The 21352-nt window shown below is 37.4% G+C and carries 21 protein-coding genes and 1 tRNA gene; 19 read left to right on the top strand and 3 right to left on the bottom strand.

Features of this window, described 5'->3' with window-relative positions; genetic code table 11:
* Positions 1-13: 13 nt before the first annotated feature.
* The 11 genes from ACI6PS_RS11855 to ACI6PS_RS11905 all read left to right on the top strand — a co-directional run bounded on the left by ACI6PS_RS11855 (position 14) and on the right by ACI6PS_RS11905 (position 11273).
* Positions 14-1336, top strand: coding sequence for an FtsW/RodA/SpoVE family cell cycle protein (locus ACI6PS_RS11855; protein WP_421012784.1), 1323 nt, complete (start codon positions 14-16; stop codon positions 1334-1336).
* Positions 1337-1382: 46 nt separating this feature from the next.
* Entirely contained in the window at positions 1383-2474 is a 1092-nt protein-coding gene (gene murG / locus ACI6PS_RS11860) for an undecaprenyldiphospho-muramoylpentapeptide beta-N-acetylglucosaminyltransferase (protein WP_421012785.1), read from the top strand.
* 88 nt (positions 2475-2562) lie between these two features.
* Complete coding sequence (gene murC / locus ACI6PS_RS11865; protein WP_421012786.1) at positions 2563-3912, top strand: UDP-N-acetylmuramate--L-alanine ligase; 1350 nt, start codon at positions 2563-2565, stop codon at positions 3910-3912.
* Entirely contained in the window at positions 3899-4633 is a 735-nt protein-coding gene (locus ACI6PS_RS11870) for a cell division protein FtsQ/DivIB (protein WP_421012787.1), read from the top strand. Before murC ends, ACI6PS_RS11870 begins: the two co-directional genes overlap by 14 nt.
* Positions 4634-4641: 8 nt before the next feature.
* Positions 4642-6030: a cell division protein FtsA gene (ftsA, locus tag ACI6PS_RS11875; RefSeq protein WP_421012788.1), complete on the top strand. Its 1389-nt coding sequence runs from the start codon at positions 4642-4644 to the stop codon at positions 6028-6030.
* A 69-nt stretch (positions 6031-6099) separates the two neighbouring features.
* Complete coding sequence (gene ftsZ, locus ACI6PS_RS11880) at positions 6100-8103, top strand: cell division protein FtsZ (protein ID WP_421012789.1); 2004 nt, start codon at positions 6100-6102, stop codon at positions 8101-8103.
* A 271-nt stretch (positions 8104-8374) separates the two neighbouring features.
* On the top strand, positions 8375-8824 hold the full coding sequence (locus ACI6PS_RS11885; protein ID WP_421012790.1) for a GatB/YqeY domain-containing protein: 450 nt from the start codon (positions 8375-8377) through the stop codon (positions 8822-8824).
* A 60-nt stretch (positions 8825-8884) separates the two neighbouring features.
* Positions 8885-8958: transfer RNA gene (locus tag ACI6PS_RS11890), tRNA-Arg, on the top strand.
* Between the two features lie 149 nt (positions 8959-9107).
* Positions 9108-9701 carry a hypothetical protein gene (locus ACI6PS_RS11895; protein ID WP_421012791.1) on the top strand — a complete coding sequence of 198 codons (594 nt, stop codon included), beginning with the start codon at positions 9108-9110 and terminating at the stop codon, positions 9699-9701.
* 50 nt (positions 9702-9751) lie between these two features.
* The gene (locus ACI6PS_RS11900) at positions 9752-10459 is read left to right on the top strand and encodes a DsbA family oxidoreductase (protein WP_421012792.1); all 708 of its coding nucleotides are present in this window, start codon (positions 9752-9754) and stop codon (positions 10457-10459) included.
* A 13-nt stretch (positions 10460-10472) separates the two neighbouring features.
* Complete coding sequence (locus ACI6PS_RS11905; RefSeq protein ID WP_421012793.1) at positions 10473-11273, top strand: polysaccharide deacetylase family protein; 801 nt, start codon at positions 10473-10475, stop codon at positions 11271-11273.
* A gap of 95 nt (positions 11274-11368) precedes the next feature.
* Here the strand turns inward: ACI6PS_RS11905 and ACI6PS_RS11910 are convergent, their stop codons facing one another.
* A complete protein-coding gene (locus tag ACI6PS_RS11910; protein ID WP_421012794.1) occupies positions 11369-13747 on the bottom strand; it encodes a heavy metal translocating P-type ATPase in 2379 nt (792 codons plus the stop codon).
* Between the two features lie 102 nt (positions 13748-13849).
* Between ACI6PS_RS11910 and ACI6PS_RS11915 the strand changes: the two genes are divergently transcribed.
* Positions 13850-14530, top strand: coding sequence for a Crp/Fnr family transcriptional regulator (locus ACI6PS_RS11915; RefSeq protein ID WP_421012795.1), 681 nt, complete (start codon positions 13850-13852; stop codon positions 14528-14530).
* A gap of 59 nt (positions 14531-14589) precedes the next feature.
* A complete protein-coding gene (locus tag ACI6PS_RS11920; RefSeq protein ID WP_421012796.1) occupies positions 14590-14937 on the top strand; it encodes a hypothetical protein in 348 nt (115 codons plus the stop codon).
* A 36-nt stretch (positions 14938-14973) separates the two neighbouring features.
* Here the strand turns inward: ACI6PS_RS11920 and ACI6PS_RS11925 are convergent, their stop codons facing one another.
* The gene (locus tag ACI6PS_RS11925) at positions 14974-16140 is read right to left on the bottom strand and encodes an 8-amino-7-oxononanoate synthase (protein ID WP_421012797.1); all 1167 of its coding nucleotides are present in this window, start codon (positions 16138-16140) and stop codon (positions 14974-14976) included.
* A gap of 33 nt (positions 16141-16173) precedes the next feature.
* Entirely contained in the window at positions 16174-16680 is a 507-nt protein-coding gene (locus ACI6PS_RS11930; RefSeq protein WP_421012798.1) for a DUF1761 domain-containing protein, read from the bottom strand.
* 207 nt (positions 16681-16887) lie between these two features.
* On the opposite strand from ACI6PS_RS11930, the gene ACI6PS_RS11935 reads away from it, so the two are divergent.
* The 6 genes from ACI6PS_RS11935 to ACI6PS_RS11960 all read left to right on the top strand — a co-directional run bounded on the left by ACI6PS_RS11935 (position 16888) and on the right by ACI6PS_RS11960 (position 21244).
* Positions 16888-17055, top strand: a complete 168-nt coding sequence (locus ACI6PS_RS11935; RefSeq protein ID WP_421012799.1) for a hypothetical protein — start codon at positions 16888-16890, stop codon at positions 17053-17055.
* 40 nt (positions 17056-17095) lie between these two features.
* The gene (locus ACI6PS_RS11940) at positions 17096-17608 is read left to right on the top strand and encodes a PRC-barrel domain-containing protein (RefSeq protein ID WP_421012800.1); all 513 of its coding nucleotides are present in this window, start codon (positions 17096-17098) and stop codon (positions 17606-17608) included.
* 348 nt (positions 17609-17956) lie between these two features.
* Positions 17957-18784, top strand: a complete 828-nt coding sequence (locus ACI6PS_RS11945) for a hypothetical protein (RefSeq protein WP_421012801.1) — start codon at positions 17957-17959, stop codon at positions 18782-18784.
* A gap of 81 nt (positions 18785-18865) precedes the next feature.
* On the top strand, positions 18866-19147 hold the full coding sequence (locus ACI6PS_RS11950; RefSeq protein WP_421012802.1) for a 4a-hydroxytetrahydrobiopterin dehydratase: 282 nt from the start codon (positions 18866-18868) through the stop codon (positions 19145-19147).
* A gap of 169 nt (positions 19148-19316) precedes the next feature.
* A complete protein-coding gene (locus tag ACI6PS_RS11955) occupies positions 19317-20240 on the top strand; it encodes a hypothetical protein (protein ID WP_421012803.1) in 924 nt (307 codons plus the stop codon).
* Positions 20241-20383: 143 nt separating this feature from the next.
* Complete coding sequence (locus ACI6PS_RS11960) at positions 20384-21244, top strand: DUF5677 domain-containing protein (protein WP_421012804.1); 861 nt, start codon at positions 20384-20386, stop codon at positions 21242-21244.
* Positions 21245-21352 lie beyond the last annotated feature (108 nt).

Raw genomic sequence — 21352 nt, forward strand, 5'->3', positions numbered from 1 at the left:
ATCTAAAATAAAAATGAAACAACTAATAAACAGTTTAAGAGGAGATAAAGGCATCTGGTCATTCGTGGCCCTGCTTGCCCTGTTTTCCTTTATGCCTGTTTTTAGTGCAAGTAGTAATTTGGCCTACATGGGCGGAAAAGGTACTGGAAACACCATTGGTTATCTAGTAAAACACGGCATCAGCATCCTGACAGGTTTTATTATCATCTATCAGATGCACAAAATTCCTTACCATTATTTTAGAGGAATTTCAAGGATAGCATTGCCAATTGTTTGGTTGCTATTGGCTTATACATTATTGAAAGGAACTGTAATCGAAGGAGCAAATGCAAGCCGTTGGATACAAGTACCCTTTGTAGGGATTACGTTCCAGACGTCTACATTGGCATCCATTGTATTGATGATTTTTGTTGCACGGTATTTATCCAAAACAAGAGAAACTCCGGTTACTTTCCAGAATTCCCTATGGGAGCTTTGGACACCAGTAGGAGTAACGTTAATGTTTATCCTTCCTGCGAATTTCTCCACAGCAGCCTTGATTTTTTCAATGGTGTTGCTGTTGGTTTTTATTGGAAAATATCCTTTGAAATACATTGGATTTGTTGTCGGAATGGGAATTATTTCGTTCGCATTTTTTGTATTAGTTGCAAAAGCTTTTCCGAATGCTTTTCCAAACCGTGTCGATACTTGGATAAGCCGTATTGAAAATTTTACAAGCGACAAGCCTGATGAAGACGATTATCAAATTGAAAAGGCAAAAATCGCAATTGCATCTGGCCAAATTTACGGATTGGGTCCAGGGAAAAGTGTTCAGAAGAATTTTCTGCCACAGTCATCATCAGATTTTATTTTCGCCATTATCGTCGAAGAATACGGTTTGATTGGTGGTTTGGGTGTTTTAGCGTTGTATCTCTTATTGTTTTTCAGATTTATCGTTGCCGCTCACAAGTCGAATTCGATTTTCGGAAAATTATTGGTTGTCGGTTTAGGATTCCCAATTATCTTCCAAGCCTTGATCAATATGGGAGTTGCGGTAGAATTACTACCGGTTACCGGACAACCATTGCCTTTGATAAGTAGTGGAGGAAGTTCCGTTTGGATGACCTGTATTGCCATCGGAATCATTTTGAGCGTTACCAAGAAAGAAGAAGAAATTGCTCAAGAATTGGCCGAAAAGGAACAAAGAGAAATTGCACTTCAGAAATTAATCGACAAGCAATTAGAAGAAGATGCTTTGGAAGAAGAAGCAAAAGAATTTCAACCAGAAACAGCATCAGAAGGAAATTATTCAATAGAAGAAACAGCAAACCCGATGGATGCTGTCAGAAATAAATAAAACTCAGTATCTCAATTAACTCAGATGCTCAGCAACTAAAGAAAGAATGACAAATTTAAAATTCATATTAAGCGGTGGCGGAACAGGTGGACATATCTACCCGGCAATCGCTATTGCAAATGAATTGAAGACACGCTTTCCCGATTGCGAAATCCTATTTGTAGGAGCAAGGGACAAAATGGAAATGCAAAAAGTACCGCAAGCCGGATATAAAATCAAAGGATTGTGGATTGCCGGAATTCAACGAAGATTGACATTTGACAATTCACTTTTTCCAGTAAAATTATTGGACAGTTTGTTGAAATCAAGAACAATAATAAGCGATTTCAAGCCGAATGTAGTCATCGGAACGGGAGGTTTTGCAAGTGGGCCATTATTGAGAGTGGCTGGTTTTGCAGGAATTCCAACGGTTATCCAAGAGCAAAATTCCTATCCTGGAATTACGAACAAATGGCTGAGCAGAAAAGCAAGCAAGATTTGTGTTGCCTATGAGAATTTAGAGCAATTTTTCCCAAAAAGTAAAATTGTATTGACAGGAAACCCGGTTCGTCAGGATTTGATTGACATCAAAAACAAAAAACAACAAGCAAGGGAATATTTCAATCTTGCCGAAGATAAAAAAGTATTGTTGGTTTTAGGCGGAAGTTTGGGAGCGAGAAGAGTCAACCAACTTATTGCAAAAGAATTGGTGAATTTCACTTCGCAAAACGTCCAGGTAATCTGGCAGTGCGGAAAATTATATTTCGACGAATACCAGCGTTACAACGATAATGAAAATGTTCAGGTGATGTCGTTTATCGACCGGATGGATTTGGTGTATGCTGTTGCAGATATTGTGATTTCAAGAGCGGGAGCTTCTTCTGTTTCAGAGTTGTGCATCGTTGGAAAACCGGTAATTTTTATACCGTCGCCCAATGTTGCCGAAGATCATCAGACAAAAAATGCAAAGGCAATCGTAGATAAAGGAGGTGCTTTGATGGTGAAAGAAGGAGAATTAGATACGCAATTTTCAACCACTTTTAATAAGGTGTTGAACGATGAAAATTTGCAAAAAAGCTTATCCGAAAACATCGAAAAATTAGCAAAAGTAAACGCCACAAAAGACATCGTGGACGAAATAGTAAAATTGATTAAATAGGCAATAGCCAAAAGAATAGAGGCAAGAGTTAGCATCAATGAGAAAAACTCAGAAACTTTAAACTCAGGAACTCAGCAACAATAAAAAAATGAATTTAAATCAGATACATAACGTTTATTTCATCGGCATCGGAGGAATCGGAATGAGTGCTCTTGCTCGTTATTTCAAGACCCTCGGAAAAAATGTATCGGGTTACGACAAAACGCCAACCACATTAACAGATGAATTAATCGAAAGCGGAATTGACATTCATTTTGAAGACCGAATCGATTTGATTCCCGCGAATTATTATATTGAAAATACGCTTGTTGTGATTACACCAGCGGTTCCAAAAACACATTCAGAGTGGAATTATTTCTTGGAAAGAGAATTCCAAATCAAGAAAAGAGCTGAAGTTTTAGGAATCATCACAAAAGACACGTTCTGTTTTGCAGTTGCTGGAACACACGGAAAAACAACTACATCAAGCATTCTTGGACATATTTTGTATGAAAGCGGAGCTGATGTAACATCATTTTTAGGAGGAATTGTAGAAAATTACAATTCAAATTTAATCGGAAACGGAAAAACCGTAACCGTTGTCGAAGCCGATGAATTCGACCGTTCGTTCTTGCATTTGCATCCAAATATTGCCTGCATCACGTCGATGGATGCCGATCATTTGGATATTTATGGTGACAGTGCTTCCATCGAAGCTTCGTTTGTTGAATTTGCTGATAAAATCGAAGACAAATCGAAATTGTTTATTGCAAAAGATTTGCCTTTAAAAGGAATTTCAGTTGCCGTAAACGAATCCGCCGATTACAAGGCAATCAATGTCAGAATAGAAAATAGTCAATATGTTTTTGATGTGGAAACACCATCAGAAACCATAAAAAATATAAAGTTTGGATTGCCAGGAAAACATAATCTGACAAATGCCTTGATGGCTTTGGCTATGGCAAAAACCTACGGAACATCTAACGAAGCCATTATTTCGGCTTTGGGTTCTTTCAAAGGAATTAAAAGAAGATTTTCGTATCAAATAAAAACAGATGATTTGGTGTATATCGATGATTATGCCCACCATCCAACCGAAATAAATGCAGTACATCAGGCGGTTTCTGAATTGTATCCAAACGAAAAAGTGTTGGCGATTTTTCAACCGCATTTATTCAGCAGAACAAAGGATTTTATTGATGATTTTGCCAAAAGTCTTTCCGCTTTTGAAGAAGTAATTCTGTTGGATATTTATCCCGCAAGAGAGCTTCCAGTTGAAGGCGTGAATTCAGCCTGGCTTTTAGGAAAAATGACAAATGCAAACAAGAAATTAGTTTTAAAAGAAAATTTAATTTCTACGATTTTAAAGAGTGACGCAAAGGTTATCGTAACCATTGGAGCTGGAGATATTGGCGAGTTGGTAAAACCGATTAAAGAAGCATTGAATGAAAAAGCTTAATTGGAGAAATATTTGGACAAATGTGCGGTTATTGCTGATGTTGGCAGTAATTGCGTTTTTGTATTCCTTCACATCAAAGCGAAATGAAGACCGAAAAATCAAGAAACCAATCGTAGAATTTCTCGACGAAGGAAGCCTTTTTTTGACGCACGAATCGGTTAATAAATTGTTAATAGAAAAAAATCAAGAGCAACAAACTATTGGGAAAGTTAATTTAGATTTGAATAAACTGGAAAAATCCATCAATGAACACGATATGGTTGAGAAATCAGAAGTATTTGTGAGTATTGATGGTGTCCTGAAAGCAGTGGTGAAACAGAAGACTCCAATTGCAAGGGTTTTTGAAAACGAAGGTTCTTTTTATATTGATTCAGAGGGGAATAGAATGCCTCTTTCGGATATCAATACAGCAAGGGTTCCGTTGGTTTCGGGTGAAATAAATGCAGTAAAGGAGCAAGATTTATACGAATTATTGAAGCTTATTCACAGCGATGATTTTCTGAAGAAAAACATCATTGGTGTTGAAGTTTTGCACGGTGGTAGCCTAAAAATGACGAACAGGAATTTTAATTATGTCATCAATTTTGGAAAAACAAAAAATGTAGAGAAGAAATTCAACAACTATAAAGCGTTTTTTCAAAAGGCAGTTCAAGATAGTACGATTAGCAAATACAAGGAAATAAATCTGAAGTTTACGCAACAGGTGGTGTGCACAAAATAAAATTGGTTATGGAAAAAGAAAAAATTGCTGTTGGTTTAGACATTGGGACAACGAAGATTGTTGCAATGATTGGCAAGAAAAATGAATATGGAAAATTGGAAATTTTGGGCGTTGGAAAATCCAAAAGTCTTGGCGTTGCCCGAGGCGTGGTAAACAACATTACCCAAACCATCCAATCTATTCAACAAGCAATTGCAGAGGCAGAAGCAGATTCAGGTTACAGAATTAAAGATGTTGTGGTGGGAATTGCAGGACAGCACATCCGAAGCATCCAACACAGCGATTACATCAGCAGAAACAATCCTGAAGAAGTAATTGGAGATAAGGATATTGATTTGTTAATCAATCAAGTACATAAATTGGCAATGCTTCCAGGTGAGGAAATCATCCACGTTTTGCCACAAGAATTTAAAATCGACGGACAATCTGAAATCAAGGAACCAATCGGAATGTACGGCGGAAGATTGGAATCGAGCTTTCACGTTGTGGTAGGTCAAGCTTCTTCTATCAGAAATGTTGGAAGATGCATCCAAAGTTCAGGAATTGAATTGTCTGGATTGACATTGGAGCCATTGGCTTCGGCTGATGCAGTTTTAAGTCAGGAAGAAAAAGAAGCAGGTGTTGCCTTGATTGATATCGGTGGTGGAACAACAGATTTGGCTATTTTCAAAGACGGAATCATTCGCCACACGGCTGTAATTCCTTTCGGTGGAAATGTAATCACAGAAGACATCAAAGAAGGATGTTCAATCATCGAAAAGCAAGCGGAGTTATTGAAAGTGAAATTCGGTTCTGCTTGGCCGGGAGAAAATAAAGACAACGAGATTGTTTCTATTCCAGGTTTGAGAGGTAGAGAACCAAAAGAAATTTCGTTGAAAAACTTGTCGAAAATCATCCATGCTCGTGTGGTGGAAATCATCGAGCAGGTTTTTGCAGAAATAAAAGCATACGGTCACGAAGACCCAAGAAAAAAATTGATTGCAGGAATTGTTTTGACAGGTGGTGGGGCACAATTGCAACACATCAAGCAATTGGTGGAATACATCACAGGAATGGACACGAGAATTGGCTACCCGAACGAACATTTGGCGGGTAATTCAAGCGAGGAAATTTCAAGTCCGTTATACGCGACAGCAGTTGGTTTGGTGATGAATTCCATCCAAAACAATACAAACAGTGCCGTTGCAATTGAAGCAGAAAAAGAAGTAAAGGTGGTTTACAGACAACCAGAGCCTCAAGTGCAAACGCAACAATACGAGGAAGAAGTCCAAGTGCAAGAGGAAGAAAGACCGGTTGCAAAAGCAAAAGAGCCTGAATCTACAGAAACCAAAATCAGAAAATCATTTTTTGATAAGTATGTAGATAAAATCAGGGACTTTCTGGACAATGCAGAATAGAGATTAAAGAAAAAGAATAAAAATTAGCTATAAAAAAGAAAACAAACAAAAAATTAAATACCAGATTATATGACAAGCAACTCAGATTTTGGAAGTATTTCATTTGATTTACCAAAGAACCAATCAAATGTTATTAAAGTAATTGGTGTAGGTGGAGGTGGTAGCAATGCCATCAACCACATGTTCCAACAAGGTATAAAAGGAGTGGATTTCATTGTATGTAATACTGATTCTCAGGCATTGCAAAACAGTGCGGTTCCTAATAAAATTCAGTTGGGTGTAAACCTTACAGAAGGATTAGGAGCTGGAGCAAACCCAGAAGTTGGACAGCAATCAGCAATAGAAAGCATTGCCGACATCGAGAAAATGCTAGACAGCAATACCAAGATGGTTTTTATCACCGCAGGAATGGGTGGTGGAACCGGAACGGGAGCTGCTCCGGTAATTGCTCAATTGGCAAAAGAAAGAGACATCCTAACCGTTGGTATCGTGACAATTCCTTTTCAATTTGAAGGGAAAGTGCGTCAGGACCAAGCGCTTTTGGGCGTGGAAAGATTAAGAAAACAAGTAGATTCGCTTATCGTTATCAACAATAACAAATTAAGAGAGGTTTACGGAAATCTTGGTTTCAAAGCGGGTTTCTCCAAAGCCGATGAAGTTTTGGCAACTGCATCACGCGGTATTGCCGAAGTAATCACGCACCACTATACACAAAACATCGATTTAAAAGATGCTAAAACCGTATTGTCAAACAGCGGAACTGCCATCATGGGTTCTGCCATTTCAAGTGGCGAAAACAGAGCAAAAGAAGCAATTGTTGCTGCTCTAGACTCTCCATTATTGAACGACAACAAAATCACAGGAGCCAAAAACGTATTGTTGCTTATCGTTTCTGGAACCAACGAAATCACGATTGACGAAATCGGAGAAATCAACGACCATATCCAAACTGAAGCAGGCTACAATGCTAACATCATTATGGGGGTTGGTGAAGACGAGTCGTTAGGAGAAGCAGTTGCGGTTACCATCATCGCTACAGGTTTCAATGTTGAACAACAAAACGAAATAGTAAATACAGAGCCAAAAAAGATTATCCATTCTTTGGAAGATGAGCAAAAATTGACACACAATTTATCTCAAAAAGTGATTGAGTCATTCGACTTTTCAGCCCCAATTCCATCCGCAAAGAATGAGGAAAAAATCGTTCACGATTTGATGGAACAAGAGCCAATCTTCGAACAGCCTTTGGTGGTTGAAGCAGTAACAGAACAGCCTCTTTTTGACATGCCTTTGTTTACAGAGCCAGTTGCTAAAGAAGAGCCAGCTTTCGAATACAATTTGGTGCCAACAACCGAGTTCATCAAGAATTTAGACGTTACGTTCGAGATTGTTTCACCAGCTTCTACTGTAAAAGCAGTTTCTACAGATGATTTCTATTTCACTTCTCCGGAAGTTAAGGAAATTGAAGTTCGTGAGCCGGTATTCGTTCGCGAAGAGGAGCAGATTACCTTTTCATTCGATTTGCCAATCAGCAAGGTAGAGAAGCCAAACGAAGACAGAATGCTTTTCGAATTGACAAATGAAACACGTGACATCAAAGTAAACCAGCCGGTTCAAGTAGTTCCAATGACAGAATTGAACGAAAATGGTGTAATCCGTTATTCTTTAGAGGAATATATGGAAGTGGAGAACAGTCTTCTCGATTCTAAGCCTGTTGCAAAAGTAGCAGAACCAGAAAGCGAAGATTTGAAAATCACCATGAAAATCACCGAGCCTTCAAGCTTCGGAACACATTATGAAGCCATCTCTCCGACAGAAATGTCTTTGGAAGAAGCTTCAAGATTGAGAGCCGACGAAAGAAGAAGAAAGTTGAAAGAATTCAACTATAAATTCCACAACAATCCGTCAAGAGTAGACGAATTCGAAAAAGAGCCAGCCTACAAACGCCTCGGAATCGACATTTCAAGCACTCCTGCCAACAATAATAAATCCAGAACTTCATTAGGAATGGACAGTAACGACGACATCCAGTTGCGTTCCAACAATTCTTTCCTTCACGACAACGTGGATTAATTAACTCAAACCAAACGCTAAATAGCCCGAAAATTCAATGTGATTTTCGGGTTATTTTTTTTATCTTCGCACTCGGTTTGCGTAGCATAATTAGGAGCGAAAGGCTTAGGCTTTTTCAGAATCCATTTTCCTGCTGGAGCCACTCGCTTTAAAACTGTTAGTCACAGTTTTAAGAGCTCAAACAATGGCACCATCAGGGCTAGTAAGCAAATCATAAATTGTTAACCGACAATCTAAAATCTAAATTCAACAATCTAAAATATAAAATCCAATGAGTCTTTCAGAAAGAATAATGGACGAAATAAAGAATGCAATGCGCGCTAAAGACACCGTTGCATTAGAATCTTTAAGATCGGTAAAATCCGAGTTGCTTTTGGCACAAACGGCAACAGGTTCAAAAGAAGAAATCAGTGAGGATGAAGAAATAAAAATCCTGCAGCGTCTTGTAAAAACAAGAAAAGAAAGCGCAAGAATCTTTACCGAGCAAAATCGTTTGGATTTGGCAGAACCAGAATTGGCTCAGGTTGCCATAATCGAAAAATTCCTTCCTGCACAACTTTCCGAAGCAGAAGTTGAAGCCGTTATCGCTAAAATCATTGCCGAAACCGGAGCATCTGGAATCGCATCAATGGGAAAAGTAATGGGACTTGCATCAGCACAATTGGGCGGAACAGCCGAAGGGAAAACCATTTCAACAATCGTTAAGAAGTTATTGTCATAAAAAACTTTAGATTTTGGAGTTCAGATCTACAATCTAAACTCTGAAATCTAAAATTATTTTGGCTGCGTAGTTCAACTGGATAGAATATCAGATTTCGGCTCTGAGGGTTGGGGGTTCGAATCCCTTCGCGGTCACATTCTTAATTAAAAAAGCCTATAAGTCATTTGATTTATAGGCTTTTGTTTTTATAAATATTGATTATTTCTTCCAGATAAAAGATAGTTGACTGTTTTTTTATACATTCGTTTACCTTTTAAGTTTTATGAAGTAATAACCTGCATGTATGAAAGTATTTAAATTCTTATTGTTTCTGTATGCCAACCTATCGTTCTGTCAAACCAGTAATGAGGAGATTCTTGCTAGTCAGCATGGTAACAACTGCGTTCGAAACAAGGATGTGAAATTCGAAAAATTAATAAAAAAATATCCGTTCAATAAAGCGAGTAAGATTCAAATTGTTTCGTTTGTATATGAAAATACAATCATTCTTGACGACAAAGGAGAAGGAATTGAGAGCATTCAAAGGGACAGTCTTCCAAGAAAAGGCAATTGGTTAGATTATGAGAACCTAAAAGAATATAAAGATTTAGAACTGCCAAGCATTAAACTTTTGACGGATGTGCTCTACAATTACAATTATGACCGTAAGAAGGGATTGGTAAACACGATGGCTAGTTGCTATATGCCTAGAAATGCAATAGTTTTTCTAGACAAAGAAGATTCTATAATTGAGTTTTTAGAAATTTGTTTCGACTGTAGTCAAGTGAAAGTATTTAAGAAAGATAATTTTGGAGAATTTTGTCAAGGAAAACTAGATTTGATTAAAAATTTCTTTCTCATGCATGGTATCAAATACGGTATAAAAGAAAGAGAATGACACTAACACGAACTCGTGAAATAAATATAAAAAAAAATAAAGCAAAATAAATGAAAGTAGAAATATGGAGCGACGTGATGTGTCCTTTCTGTTACATCGGAAAAAGAAACATTGAAACAGCATTGGCACAATTCCCCGAAGCAAATAACATAGAAATCGAATGGAAAAGTTTCCAATTGGATCCAAATCTCCCTGCAGTGGCTACAGATAGTCATGAAGAATACCTCGCCAAGCGAAAAGGATTTCCTGCAGAACAGGTAAAGGGAATGATGGAACAGGTAACCAATACTGCCCGTCAAGCAGGACTGGATTTTAATTTGGAGCAATCAGTAATCGTCAATTCGTTCAATGCGCACAGGCTTATCCAATTTGCAAAATCAAAAAATCTGGGGAACGAAGCCGAAGAAAAATTGTTCAAAACATATTTCACGGATGGAAAAGATATTGCCAATCTGGAAACACTAACAGAAATCGGTAAAGAAATCGGCCTTGATCCAAATGAAATCAGCGAAGCATTTACCAATGATCAATATGCGGAAAATGTACATCAGGATATAGATGAAGCACAAGCAATCGGTGTAACGGGAGTTCCATTTTTTGTATTCGACAGAAAATATGCAGTATCGGGAGCACAGCCCTCCCATACTTTTCTACAGGCCCTGGAGAAATCCTACGGGGAATTTTTGCAGAAAAGTCCAATCACTAAACTGGATGTCCAACAAAGCGAATCCTGTGATATAGAAGGTAACTGTGATTAATTAGCTAAAGCTTATGAAGTTCAAAATAACAACAGTATTCTGTTTCCTGCTGATCGCTAATGTTTCAGCCTTTGCCCAAGAAAATTCCCGAAATTGGAACGGAAAGAAATGTGCAGTCGTGCTGACCTATGACGATGCATTGAATGTGCATCTCGATAAAGTGGTCCCTGCACTGGATGCGCACGGGCTAAAAGGTACCTTTTATGTCGTTGCTTCATCGCCAGTTGTTGCAAACAGGTTGGTGGAATGGCGAAAAATTGCTAAAAACGGACATGAATTAGGAAATCATACTTTTAATCATCCCTGTGATGGAAGTTTGCCAGGACGAGAATGGGTAAATCCAGAAACTGATCTTTCGCGTTACACCGTTGAAAGGGCGGTAAACGAAATCAAAACCACCAACACACTTCTGTACGCGATTGATGGAAAAAAGGAGCGAACATTTGCCTATCCGTGTGGCGATTTCACTATTGGCGGGAAGCCTTATTACGATCTCGTAAAGAATGATTTTGTAGGCGCAAGAGGTGTTGCATCAGGCTATCTCCCTGCGAAATCGGTTAATCTTTCGGATATTAATGCTTTTGGTCACGATGGATCTAATGCCCAACAAATGATAGCACAGATTGAAGAAGCTGAAAAAGCGGGTTCGTTTATAGTCTTCCTCTTCCACGGTGTGGGAGGAGAGCATCCTATGAATGTTGAGGAGAGCGAACACAAAAAGCTTTTAGATTATCTGAAGAAAAGAGAAAAGGACATCTGGGTGGCTACAATGGTAGAGGTAGCGCAGTACATCAAGAAGGAGCAGGGGAAATAGTCAATTATTTTTATACTATTAATAGACACGAATTGCACGAATTTTTACGAATGATTAGTGAAAATTCGTGCAATTCGTGCACTTCGTGTTTGTTTTTATTTCAGCTTCCGCGCATAATAATTACTCATCAATGTCACAAAGCTCACAATGGTAATCGTGCTCAGCGGCATAATAATCGCTGCAACAAGCGGTAACAGATTTCCCGTTACCGCAAACGTCAATCCAACCACGTTATACAGTAAGGATAATACAAAACTCATCTTGATCGTCGTAATCGCTTTATGCGAAAGCTTCAAAAAGTAATGCAACTTCTGGAATTCTCCTGCATCCAATATCGCATCGCAGGCAGGAGAGAACACATTTACATTCTCCGAAATCGAAATCCCAACATTACTTTGCGCCAAGGCACCAGCATCATTGAGGCCGTCGCCAATCATCATTACATTTTTACCTTCATCCTGCAGTTTTTTGATAAACGCAAGCTTCTGCTCGGGTTTTTGGTCAAAAATCAACTCGGTGCCCGCAGGGACGAGTTGTTCCAGAGTAGATCTTTCACCTTCATTATCACCCGACAAAACCTTCAACTCATATTCTTTGGATAAACTTGCAAACAGTGCCTCCAAGCCTTCACGATATTGATTGTTGAAGATAAATTTGCCCAGATAATTTCCATTGATTTTAATATGAACCGTCGTCTGTTGTAAGTGTTGCTCTTCCTGTTGCTCCACAAACAAGGCCGATCCAATCATCACAGCCATTCCGTTAATATTCGCCCGGATTCCCTTGCCCGTAATTTCCTCAAAGTCGATGGATGTATGCAAAATGGTTTCCGGCAGATAAGCATACAGCATCCTGCTCAAAGGATGGTTCGAGGCTCGGAGCGTATTCTTAATCAGAATCATATCTTCTTCAGAAATAAATGCGCCTTCATAAGAGATATTCGATTTTTTGTTGGTTGTAATCGTTCCTGTTTTGTCAAAAACAAGCGTATCAACCTTGGCCAATTGTTCGATCACGAGTGCATTTTTAAGATAGAACTTCTTCTTGCCGAGAATACGCAATACATTCCCCATTGTGAAGGGTGCCGTCAAGGCCAACGCACACGGACACGCAACAATCAGTACTGCCGTAAATACATTGAAGGCCGTATTCATATCAAGGAAAGCCCAATATCCAAATCCCGCAAACGAAATCAGTAATAATATAGGTGTGAAATAATGACTGATGTTGTCGGTAATCGTTTTATAATGCTCTTCTACCTTTTTCTGGAAAACAGCATTGCTCCACAACTGCGTCAGATAGCTTTGCGAAACCGAACGGAGCACTTCCATCTCGACGACTTTCCCCATCTGCTTTCCACCCGCAAAAATCTTGTCGCCGGAGTTTTTTGTAATCGGTACAGCTTCTCCCGTCACAAAACTATAATCTATCGAAGCCTTGTCACTGATCAAAATACCATCAACAGGAATCAATTCTTCATTACGGATCAATAAACGGTCGCCTTGTTGCACGTCATAAATCGGAACACTCTCTTCCTCGTTGCGGCCCTTTATTTTCGTGACCGCAATAGGGAAGTAGGATTTAAAATCCCTTTCAAAACTCAGAAAACTATAGGTTTTAATCTGGAACATTTTGCCCAAGAGCATAAAGAAAACCAATCCGGTAAGACTGTCAAAAAATCCCTGGCCGTAATCAAAGACAATATCCACCGTACTTCTTATAAACATAATGATAATACCCAGAGCAATCGGAATATCAATGCTCAACATCTTCGCCTGTATGCTCCTATAGGCCGAAACATAGTACCCACTCGCCGAATAAAGGAAGCTCGGCAACGATAAAGCGAAAACAAGCCATCTGAAAAAACCTTTGTAATGGTCCAGCCAGAATTCAGTCGATTCAAAATACTCGGGAAACGACAAAAGCATGATGTTTCCAAAGCAAAAGAAGGCAACACCCAGCTTATAAGTCAGTGTGCGATCGGTAACCTTTTTTCCAGTCTCATAATTCTCTAAACTGATGTAAGGCTCATAGCCAATCTTGCTCAAGAGCGTGACAATTTCCTTTAGCGAAAGCTGTTCAGGATTAAAAATAATGCGTACTTTCTTCTCCGGAAAGTTTACCTGGGAAGAACTTATCTCCTTTTGAAGACGCTGTAGATTTTCCAGAATCCAAATACACGAACTGCAGTGTATATGCGGTATGTTAAGGGAAACAATAGCGGTTGTATCTTCCCTGAATTCCAATAATTTCTCAACGATCTTTTCATTGTCTAAAAAATCATATTTTCCTTTGATATCCTGTGGAGTCGCGCCCGGCGATCGCTCAAAATCATAATAAGAAGTAAGGTCGTTTAAGGTGAAAATCTCGTACACCGTCTTGCAGCCTTGGCAACAAAACGTCCGATCATCAAAAACAATCTCTTCTTCTTTTACAACATCAAGTCCACAATGGAAACAATTTTGTGCATCCATAATTTGCTCATTTACCTGTGACAAAGTTCCTACGATAGTGTTATTTATTATATGATATTTGTCATATAAAGTTGTAAATTTGCGGGACTTAAAAAGGTGGTTATGAGTAAATGTGAGCAATGTATCGTTAGAGAGTTCAGTTCCCTTAAAGCGCTCAGTAAAGATGAGTTATTGAAGATGGCAAACTGTAAAACTTCTATGGATATAAAAAAAGGCGATATCATTTTTGAAGAAGGGGAGAATGTAAACGGTGTTTTCTGTGTAAAGGATGGGGTCTGTAAGATGACTAAGTTAAGCCAGAACGGAAAAGACCAAATCGTGAAGCTGGTAAAGAAAGGCGAATTGCTCGGACAACGTTCCATGATCAGCGATGAGCCGGCCAATCTTTCGGCAGTAGCGTTAGAAGATATGAAGGTGTGCTTTATTCCGAAAACAGAAATTATGGCGTTCTTCAATCACAACAACAATTTCTCCATGAACGTGATGAAAACCATCTGTGGCGACCTCAGGGAGGCCGATGACATCATGGTCAACATGGCACAGAAAACCGTAAAGGAACGTTTGGCACATACGCTGCTGTACTTGGAAGAAACCTTCGGAGTAAATCCAGATAAGTCACTGAAATTGCAACTTTCCAGAGAAGAAATCGCCGGAATGATCGGTACGGCCACAGAAAGCTGTATCCGTTTGCTATCCGAACTCAAAAAGGAAAATGCCATTGAGCTTGTCGGAAAAAAAATCATCATCTCAGACAAGAACAAACTCGTTCGGTTTGCAAACTAGATAATCCTATAAGGTTTTATTACAATCGCATAAAATTCTTTCTTGCAAAAACTGGAACTTTGATAGATGTTCAACCATTAAATCAAAAGATCATGGAAGATTTGCGAAAAGAAGACAGCGAAAAACAATTGAATGAGTTTCATACATCCAAAAACCCACTTGATACTTCTGTAGAAGGCATCGCCGAAGACGAAACAACAGGAAGTGGCTACACTGAAGCCGACAGAATCTCTAAAGATGCAACGAATTCAGATTATCCAAAAGATTTAGAGCACAAGGGAAGCAGGGAATTGATCGATAAATACAACATCAACGACCAGGCACATTCCAATAGCAGCAAGGACGATTTTGTGAAAACAATTTCGAACTATAACCACGCAGACGGCTCAAAAGAAAATAAGAAGTAAGGGTAGCAATAAAAAAATAATAATAGATAATAAATCTTATTTAAAAGGATTCCGTTCCTGCCATTCAGTTTTAGGTTCCAGATAATCAAAGATCACATCCATTCTTTTATTGATAAGGGAATTACTGTGCTTGATATAGCCGTACATTTCAACAGGCTTTGCGCCAATAGAACTTTTGATTTCCAAGGCAGTCCTTGCAAAAACCACTTCCTTAAAACCTTTATTGATGGAGTAGGCCACCATGTCATACAGCATGTTCAGGTACAGCATTTTCTCTCTTTGGATGGATTCATCATAACCGAGAAAATAAGTATCCATCGAGTCGCCATTCTTAATCAGCGTATTGAATCCGATTAATGTATCATCAATAAAATACCCGTAAAACAAGAACTTGTCTTTCAGCATTTCCTTGAAAACCCTGAAGTGATTTTTAGCCAGGAAAAAAGTATTGAAGGGAGCATTTTTGGCCACATGAAAGTATAAATCATAAATGGTAGCCTCATATTTGATGATGTCTTCGAGGTTCATTTTGCGCTTTTCAATGCCTTCCGCCTTCTTTCGGCTTCTCTTATATTGATCCCGGTATTTCTTGCTTAAGTCAGCAATATAATCATCAAATGAATTCCAATTCTCCTTGATTTCAAAAACCATATTCGGCTGTATGCAGAATTTGTAATGGTCCTTAAACCCAACATTTTCAAAAGCACTTATTTCTTCTTTTGTAAAATCCTTAAAAGAGGTGAGGTGTACTTTCTTGCCCTTTTTCTTAAAGATAAGTTGCAAGGTATCCGAAGCTTTCTTCAAACTCTTCAAGGCGTCCTTCGGATTAATTTCTTCTAAGAAATGAAAAGCATTCTGTCCCGTCAGCATATTGTTTCCCATAAACAAGACGTGCGAGCTGAAGTTCTTAAAGATAAAATTCCGAACGGAAGTCTTAACGCAACGGTCGCGTTCCCCAAAAGATTTGAGTTGGTTGACATCTAAAAATTGAGACAATGCAATGCCTACGAGTTGCTCGCCTTTAAAGAAGCCAATAAAATGACACGTCATGTTTTCTGGTCCGGATTGTTCCAGTACTTTCAGATATTCTTTGGAAAGGAAAATATTGTCAACCGCCAAGTCATTCCAGTTATCAGGAAGTGCCGCAGTCGAACTGTAAATTTTATACGTAAGTGTATTCACATCAAAAAAATCGCCCCACAAAAGTAGAGCGATTGTACTATAATTAAATGTTAATTATTTCCACCCACAAACAATGGCGCCCATAAGCGTCATTACAACGGCCCAATAGCCCGCCGTGATGGCAACATACTTAAACGATCTTTGCTCAAAAAGCGCATTGATGCCAACTGTTGGCAAAATAATAAATAAGGAAGCTATAAGGCCATGTAGAGCTCCATGTTTAAAGGTTCTGAAGGCTTCACCGTGCACTTTCATATAGGCTATAAAAGCTTCATCAGTTGCATTTCCACCGGCAAGTTGCAAAGCACCCACTTGATGGATGACAATAGTTGGCATCATAAACGCCAGCATAAAGGCAAATACAAAGGTCAGCCCGAATACTTTGATCATATTCGCTTTCTGAGCTTTTTCTTCCGTCATCCCTGTTTCCCGCATCCAGATCGTTCCGAATACTTTTGGATTATACCATACAGATCCTACAACAAAACTTGATAAGGAGGCCACAAGGATGGCTAAAAAATTTGGTTCCATAGAAGTTGGTTTTTTGTTTTTGTATGTCAAAAGTAAATAAAATTTATTAAAAAATTAACAGATGTTTAATTTTTAGCTTTGATTTTAAGAATCATTGCCATGGAGAATGTTTAAAGTAGTGGACGTTTTCCGCTGCTGGGAATTCTATAACATCTACCTGAAATCAAATACGTTATATGCGGATCGCATTTGTAGCTTTACTTCAAGATAAAAACATTCACCTAAAAAAGTAAAGTTATGGCAGAAATTAAGATTGAGAAGAAAAGGCCGGTATGGCCATGGATTGTTGCGGCACTTATAATCGCGGCACTGGTATATTTTGTCTTTTTAAAAGAGGATCAGTTGCAGGATGGAAACACCATGGAAATAGAAAACATTTCAGAGACGGATACTATTGCAGAATAGGCAGGAAACCAGAAAATAGAATTTATAAAATTAAAGCAACATGGAAAATAAGGACAAAAATTTATACAGGCTGGACGAACTAACGGACTACAAGGTAGCTTCCAACTATTCCGATGTAAGAGGATGGAAAATAGTGGATGCGGACAACCGCACCATTGGCAAGATCGACAATTTATGGGTTAATAAGGACATGCAACGGGTTGTATACCTCGATGTGAATGTGGACAAGGCATTGATTGAGGACAGCCGTCACGAGGTGCACGACACCCTGGCAAACGACAACGGAAAAGAATTCATGTACCGGGACGGCGACAGCCACCTGATCATACCGATAGGATCCGTGAGCATCAACAAGGATACGAAAATTGTCATGGCCAACAGCATAACGTACGATACGTTCAGAAGGACGGGAAGATACAACACCCAGCACAATTTTGACCGGAACTATGAAAGAAGCGTGTTAAGGTCGTATTATGCTGATGAGGAATCCCGATCCGGATCCGAGAGTGATGATGATGCTTTCTACAACCGCAGGGAATTTGACGGGCGCTAAAGCCTACATTAAAGTATTTTACATCTTTTAGAATAGATATTTTTATAAGGATGAAATAGTAAAGATCAGATGTTCAAGGATGTCTGGTCTTTTTTTGTTTGAAATTCTCCTTTTGTAATGCTTTATATTTATTCTTACAAATATAAGAACTGCGATCTTATGGGCTTAGTTTTCTTTACTTTGCGGGCGCAGGATGCAATTCTGCGCAATTGTTGTGTAGATGTGTGTAGTCAGTCTGTCAAGATATACTTTGCGGGAACGGATTGCAAATCGCACTATCGGGTTTATTTTTACTGAGGGTTTTAACACTTTGTTGAGTATATTTGGATACCAAAATAAATGTTGATTATGAGAGAATTTATTAAAAGCTTTGTCGATTCCTATTCCGAAAGGATAAAAAACCCTTTTCTTGGATCATTTTCAATTTCATTCTTACTGTTTAATTGGAGGCCATTGCTCATCTTGTTGTTTTCAGATTTTGCAATTGAAGAAAAGATAAGCATTATTGACACCTACTATTGCAATTTGTCTGCGATACTATGGCCTATAGGGTTAGGCATATTTTATGTTTTGATTTTGCCCTATTTCAATTTGATGATTGAAAAATTATTAGGCCTAGCAAAAAACGAACGGTATAAAATTAAAAATAAAATCATTGATGAAAATCTGTCCATCCGAAAAAAGCAAGCTACTAATGAGCGTGATATTGCAGATATAAAGGCTGGTACGAGTCAAATAAATGAGTTAAAGTCACAAATTGATAATCTTACAATTGAAAAAAATGATAAGTCTGAAACCATAACAACTTTAAGAGAACTTCACAACACAGAAATAAATAATTTGAGAGAACAGAATACAATACTAACTAATCGTATAGATGAGTTATTAAATAAAAATATTGATGTTGAGAACAAGTACTCAGAAAACTCAAAGGTTTTAAAACTATTAACATCATTTGACAGCGAAAATGAAATAAACATAAAAAAATATCTTAGAGAGAATCTATCTAATAATGAAATTAAAGCATTAAAAAGGGTACGCAATGAACTTAGTAGTGTAAACACAGAACATATTACTAAGACAATTTTAGCCCTACTCTTAAAAGGTTATATCTGTGATATTAGTCAGAATAGCGACATAGTAGTTATTGACTTTCCGTTTGTACAAAGTTTATAATCCATTATAATAAACTCGGCAGGAAATAAAGTAATAAATCCATTAGAGAAAGAATAAATGCGAAACCTTTTGAAAAACAAAATGGAAACATACACATCAAAACAGGCCGAAAACGAATTGTCCAAAATAAAAGGATGGTCCTTTCAAAACGATGGGATTGAAAAGGAATTTGAATTCAAGGATTTTGTGGAAGCCTTCAGGTTCATGGCAAGTGTGGCGATGCTGGCGGAAAAGGCCAACCATCATCCGGAATGGTCCAATGTGTACAACAAAGTGCACATTAGGTTGACCACGCACGATGCCGGAGGGGTGACGGATAAGGATTTTAAATTGGCTGGCGGGATTGAAGGATTTTTGGGTTAGGCATTTGAATCTTGCAATCAGATCAGAAGTGAAGTTGATTGTATTGAAAAAGTTATATATTTGAAAATAAATAAGATGTGAAATATATCACACTTATCTACCCAAATTTGGATAGCTTTGTGTTGTTTTGTCAGAAATATAAATAAGTTATAGGCTATTTTAAAAAGAAATGAAAATTAAAAAAATCGACATCACATCTTCAGTAATAGAGAAAGGCTTAGACACAGCAAAATCTTTTCTTGACAAATTGATTATGCCTGCAATTGAAGAAACAGGTCTTTTGTTAAAAGACCAAGTGACAATGTGGAAATTTAAGAACCAAGTAAAAATGCTAAACAAAGCAAAACTACTTTGCGAAAAAAACAATATATCTACTAAGACAATTTCGTTGAAATTATTATGTCCTTTATTGGAATATTCAGGTTTAGAAGAAGATGATATTTTACAAGATAAATGGGCTATTCTTCTATCTAATATGGTTGACTCCGACCAAAATATTGAAAACCACGTTTTTCCATACATCTTAAGCCAACTTTCAAGTAATGAGTTTTTAGTTTTAGAAAAGGTATATGATGATAAAATTGTAAGAGTTGCAAAATTAACAGCAGAATTACACGAATTTAAAGAATCAAAACCTCAGATTGAAAAAGAAATTGAAGATCAAATTATTGAAATCGAAAATAAGATTAAAGCAAGAAAAGAGATCGTGAAAAATCATCTTGATAACGAAACTTGGGAATTACAAAAAGATAGACGAAAACTAGAAAGTCAACAAACTTCAATAAAATATAAAGAGTCAGGTTTAAATTATCAAATACGAACCCCCGAAAACGTACCAGAAGATAGTCTTGAAAATTTTGAACTTTCGAATATAATTAGACTTGGTCTTGTAAAAGAAGAGAAGGAATTTTTTGCAAATCCTCAAACATTAGAAATACCTCTTGACAGAGATGATGGATATGGATATTCAAAAAGTTATGCAAATATTGATTTAGATATTGATGTAGAATCTAATACAGACTATATTCTAACTCAATTAGGAGAACTATTTATTAGTGCTTGCAAAATAAAACAGAAAAAAAACAGCCTATAACAGCCACTATAATGGATTTGGGCATTTAGCTTAATGGGAAATTGGTTTTGTATTTGGAGATGATGGCAAATCCGAAGATAGGGCTTAATTTAGTCCCAAACTCGCTGTAGTCCCAGAACGTTAGTAGCAATACCAAAGTAACTATGAAAATTCAAATAGAAATTGAACATTTAAAAATTCAAACAGAATTTTACAAGGAAGCAATATATTCAATTTCAAAAATTGGTTATTCAGAATTGACTTCTGTTATTGGCCCAATGCTAACGGTAAATGACAGTAGTTTAAAAAGTATTATTTTATTAGCAGAGAATCAACATTATCGTGATTTAATAATTCTTTCGAGGCCGTTTTTAGAAGGGATTATAAATATTGGGTTTATATGTGCAGATGAAAAAGCTGTTATTAATTCAAAAAAGTATGCCTATCAAAAAGGATATAGAGATTTATTTCGAGGTATAGAAATTAATAATTTTAAAATGGAATCTCATTACAGTAAATATGTTTCCGAATTTGAAGATGCAGTACCTGAAGAAATGAAAGAAGCCCTAGCAGATTTTACAACTATTAAAGGAAAAGAAGTTACTAGTTGGACGCCAGAAACTACAAAATTAAAACTTGAAATAATTGGAAAAACTTATGGTGAATATGTAAATGCATTACTAAGTTTTGCTTTCTTTTCTATTTATCGTGATGTTTCAGAAATCATACACAATAGTTACTATGGAGTAAGAATTTTTATTGGAATGCAACAAAAGGATAATACTGTTTTTAAATCAAGCGATGAAGCTTCCGAATTTTTTGGACAACATCAAGAAAAGTTAGCAACCTTAATTTTGCAACAAATAAATATATCAATTTGCTCAATCATAAATATTCTAAAGCAGAAATTTAATATTGCTGATTTAGATTTACTTTATGAAAAATCTAATACAAGATTATTAAAATACACCGAAGATGTTAAAGGTACTGCTACTAATAGGTACTACAACGGATTTAGGCAATAGGCTTAATGGAAAGTTGGTTTTGTAGTTGGGAGATTGGCAAATCCGAAGAATAGGCTTAATTTAGTCCCAAACCCGCTGTAGTAACAGAATATTCGGCGTCATATTGCA

The organism is Flavobacterium sp. PLA-1-15 (genome assembly GCF_049060005.1).
In the GTDB taxonomy this organism is placed as follows: Bacteria; Bacteroidota; Bacteroidia; order Flavobacteriales; family Flavobacteriaceae; genus Flavobacterium.